The sequence below is a fragment of the Sporolactobacillus kofuensis genome (genome assembly GCF_024125425.1).
In the GTDB taxonomy this organism is placed as follows: Bacteria; Bacillota; Bacilli; order Bacillales; family Sporolactobacillaceae; genus Sporolactobacillus; species Sporolactobacillus kofuensis.
Window position 1 is genome coordinate 1 of the sequence record NZ_JAMXWN010000031.1, and the last position, 3,260, is coordinate 3,260.

At 45.1% G+C, this 3,260-nt stretch carries 6 protein-coding genes; all 6 read right to left on the reverse strand.

All coding sequences use genetic code 11. From position 1 onward, the window contains the following. Positions 1–586 precede the first annotated feature (586 nt). Entirely contained in the window at positions 587–730 is a 144-nt protein-coding gene (locus NIE32_RS14050) for a hypothetical protein (protein WP_253077497.1), read from the reverse strand. Between the two features lie 114 nt (positions 731–844). Continuing rightward, positions 845–1,057, reverse strand: a complete 213-nt coding sequence (locus NIE32_RS14055) for a hypothetical protein (protein ID WP_253077498.1) — start codon at positions 1,055–1,057, stop codon at positions 845–847. After that, the gene (locus NIE32_RS14060) at positions 1,054–1,272 is read right to left on the reverse strand and encodes a hypothetical protein (RefSeq protein WP_253077499.1); all 219 of its coding nucleotides are present in this window, start codon (positions 1,270–1,272) and stop codon (positions 1,054–1,056) included. The genes NIE32_RS14055 and NIE32_RS14060 overlap by 4 nt, the downstream gene beginning before the upstream one ends. A gap of 90 nt (positions 1,273–1,362) precedes the next feature. Further along, entirely contained in the window at positions 1,363–1,647 is a 285-nt protein-coding gene (locus NIE32_RS14065; protein WP_253077500.1) for a hypothetical protein, read from the reverse strand. Further along, the gene (locus tag NIE32_RS14070) at positions 1,644–1,955 is read right to left on the reverse strand and encodes a hypothetical protein (RefSeq protein WP_253077501.1); all 312 of its coding nucleotides are present in this window, start codon (positions 1,953–1,955) and stop codon (positions 1,644–1,646) included. The genes NIE32_RS14065 and NIE32_RS14070 overlap by 4 nt, the downstream gene beginning before the upstream one ends. Before the next feature lie 89 nt (positions 1,956–2,044). Next, complete coding sequence (gene mobV / locus NIE32_RS14075) at positions 2,045–3,076, reverse strand: MobV family relaxase (protein ID WP_253077502.1); 1,032 nt, start codon at positions 3,074–3,076, stop codon at positions 2,045–2,047. Positions 3,077–3,260 lie beyond the last annotated feature (184 nt).

The following is a 3,260-nucleotide window of genomic DNA, read 5'->3' on the forward strand; positions in this document are numbered from 1 at the left end:
CTTTCTGTTTTTCATCTTGCATTTTCCCCATGTTCTATGTACAATAGACCCTAGTTGAATAACGTCAAAAACAAAAGAGTCTTGCCCCTTTCTAGGTGATAATTGCTTCGATACCAATTATCATAAATCCTATCCTGAAAAAGGGCAAGATTTTTTTTTATAAACCCTTATGTATCAACGGTTGAAGCCCTCCGAAAACATGCTTTTTCAAATCGCAGAAGTTACCCTTGTATCAAGATAAGAAAAAACTCGTTCGCAAAGCTCACTTTAAGACCTTGGGGCGCTGCCCCAAAACCCCGCCGGGGACACGTCCCCGAACCTCTTCTTTCCCCTCGCCGGGGAGGCAGTCGGTGGGGCTATGCCCACCGACATGCGATAGGGTTCGGGTTCAGCAAGTCTGTCAACTCCTTAAATTCTCCCTCGCTGCTTTGCAGCTCAGTCCGATTTACCGTTGACAGACGCCCGATCTGGCACATTAATCGCTTTACGTGATATAATGAGTTCAAAGAACAGTTCATGTCGTGAAAAAGCCCCTCTGTCGGTCAGGACAGAGGGGCTTTAACTTTGAGGTATAAATTACCCTCCATCAGCTAAAATAGGTCTTAAAGAACCAATCAAGAAGTTTAAACAGTGTTTTGCGTAACACAGGGAAGGTCAGTTCCCTAAGAAACAGCACTGTCAAACGCTCTCGCTGCGCTTTCGGCTCTTTCTTCTTACTTGAACAGTTCATGTCGTGTCTCACCTCCTCCCACGATCCTAACTGTGGAGGAAGCAAGGGCAGACCTATTTTTAGCCAACAATCTCATGATAGCAGATCAATCAAAAAATATGAGAAGGAAGGCGCTTAACAATGAGTGTCTTTCTTCTCTTCTTGAGGAAATTCATAGTCAGGGTAATATTTCTTGATTTCCGCCTTGATGCGCTCTATATCCGCTTTGCGAGTGTCAGGAACCTCTATCCCATCTTCTTTCAGCAAACGCCTTATGTACCCCGATTCTATAAAGCGATTTTCCATCGTTCTGCGGTAAGAGGTGCTTTTATCCTTGTGCTCACTCATTTGCCCCGTATCCCAAGTTCATCGACATAATTTTTATCAATGAGTTCACCGGTTTTTTCCTTGCCGAGCACGTCCCACGCAAAGGCAAAAACCGCTTTTTCAATCACCTTTGTTTTATTAGCCTGGCGCACGCCGTCCGCCTTTTGTTTCTCCACCAGTGCATCAAGCAACGCCTGAGTAACAGCATCTAGGCGAATGTTCATTTGTTGTTTCATTTTCCTCACGCTCCGCATCTCTTTGATGATTCTATTATAACATACGTATATACATTTTGTATATACATAATTGCAAAAAAAAACATTTTTTTAACTTTTTTCTAATTCATCTAGTTCCTCGTAGTAGCCTTCTTTTACCTCGTCATACCATTCGACAACATTTTGACCATGAACCGTTGGTTGATGTTTGAATCCTCGAAAAATCTCCATCAAGCAACGTTCACACAGCATAAACTCTATCTTTTCATCATCGAGTGGACTTCCGTACCCCGTGTACGCCGCAAACTCATGAAATAAATTCGGCGTGAAATCTATCTCACCTTTGTCCGTGAAGGTTCGCCCGCAAGAATTACATTGATACGTTTCCCCGTTCATCGTTCCATCTCCCAACCCTTTTTCCTTTTATTTGCCTGTTCCTGTTCAAATTGTTTTTCAAGTTCGTCAAATTCTTTTTTTGTCCGGGCTGCGCCTTGTTCATAAGCCTTTTGTTCTTCAGGCAAGGGCTTCTGATCCGTCATGAATCTGCCCTTCACGTAGCCTACCAACTGATGAAAGACGCTCTCACCATTTCGGAAAATCTCCCTCGCTGCTTGTTGAAGGTGGCTAATCAAAGCGTCTTTCTTCTCCAGTAGCCCTTTCAGCCGGCGATTTTCCCGGTTCGATTCGGTCAATCGGTTTTCCAAACGTGTATTTATCTGCCTTAATTCTCTATTTTCCCTCTCATACCGCTCAGATTGCTCTCTAAACGCTAAACTAGACTTTGCTTGTATTTTTAACCATCCCAGTCTCTTTTATCCACTGTGACGATCTCAGGCCTGTTTCTGAGGATTCCAGTCCGTTTAACCTCCACCGGAATACGATCAATTTGACTGCTCGTGAGATGGGTCTGATCAGCAGCAGCCTTAACGCTCTCTAAATCTCTCTTTTCACGCTCAATTACTGTCTGCAATTCTCCAAGTGTTTCTGTCGATTCTTCAATTTTGCCTGAAAGCGTCCGTGCCGACTGCGTCAATTCCATGTGGTGTGCTTTTAGCTGAATTTCTTGAGCAGCACGCTGCGCAAGTACCTTCGTTGCCCTCTTAGCTTCTTCCACTTTCTGCCCACCCGTAGCAATCAGCGAATCTACTGTTTTTTTCGTTTCCACAAGGTTCTTCTGTTTTTCAGCCAATATCTTTTCGGTTTCGGCAGCCTGTGCCTGTGCCTGTTTTGCCCGTTCTTCTGCCCTTTGCGTCTTGTATTCCCATTCGTCTAAATGCTTATTTTTGGACTGTCCTTTCTGAACCGCAAAGCCCTGTTTCTGCATGTAATCCGGCAGGTCTTTCTGCAAGTTTTGCAGTTCTTTACGGTTGAAAATGCGCTTTGCAGACAGCTTATGATCTTCGGTGATCGGCACCACGCCCAAGTGCATGTGTGGCGTGGTCTCGTCCATATGTACCTGAGCATAAACCACATTGTCCGCACCATACCGATTCTTAAAAAACTCAGTCGCCTGCTCAAAATACGACCGCATTTCATTTTCCGGCTTGTCCTTGAATAACTCCGGACTGGCGCTCACGATAAAGCCGGCGACCCGAACGGCATCCTTGCGAATGGCCCGATTCGTTTCAACACCTGCAGCAATTCGCTCTTTAATTTTCTCCGGGTAAGATATTTTTTCAGCATTAATCAGGTCATAGTTCAAGTAAGACAACTCTGTTTTTATGTCCTTGTTCGTATGGTTTTCGGTCTCTCGTTGGTTATGTCTTTGCAGCCCTCCGAGATTACTAGACGTGTACTTAGTCATATGGCAAACCACAAAAGCCATGAGCGAGCACCTCTTTTCCGGGGTAAACTTCCATGTAAAGTATAGCGCAATATACTTCACTACGTGAAGATTGCGCTCTGCGAGGCTCTTGCGGCAAAGCCGCGACTTGCCTTCGGCAAGGCAAAGACCCCCCTGCCGACTCCGCCCCTTTGGGGCTGTCGGTAAAAAAAGAGCCTCCCCAAAG

Coding starts and splice junctions, on each gene's coding strand:
- NIE32_RS14065 (WP_253077500.1), bottom strand. CDS start 1,647: ATGAACGGGGAAACGTATCAATGTAATTCTTGCGGGCGAACCTTCACG.
- NIE32_RS14055 (WP_253077498.1), bottom strand. CDS start 1,057: ATGAGTGAGCACAAGGATAAAAGCACCTCTTACCGCAGAACGATGGAA.
- NIE32_RS14060 (WP_253077499.1), bottom strand. CDS start 1,272: ATGAAACAACAAATGAACATTCGCCTAGATGCTGTTACTCAGGCGTTG.
- mobV (WP_253077502.1), bottom strand. CDS start 3,076: ATGGCTTTTGTGGTTTGCCATATGACTAAGTACACGTCTAGTAATCTC.
- NIE32_RS14050 (WP_253077497.1), bottom strand. CDS start 730: ATGAACTGTTCAAGTAAGAAGAAAGAGCCGAAAGCGCAGCGAGAGCGT.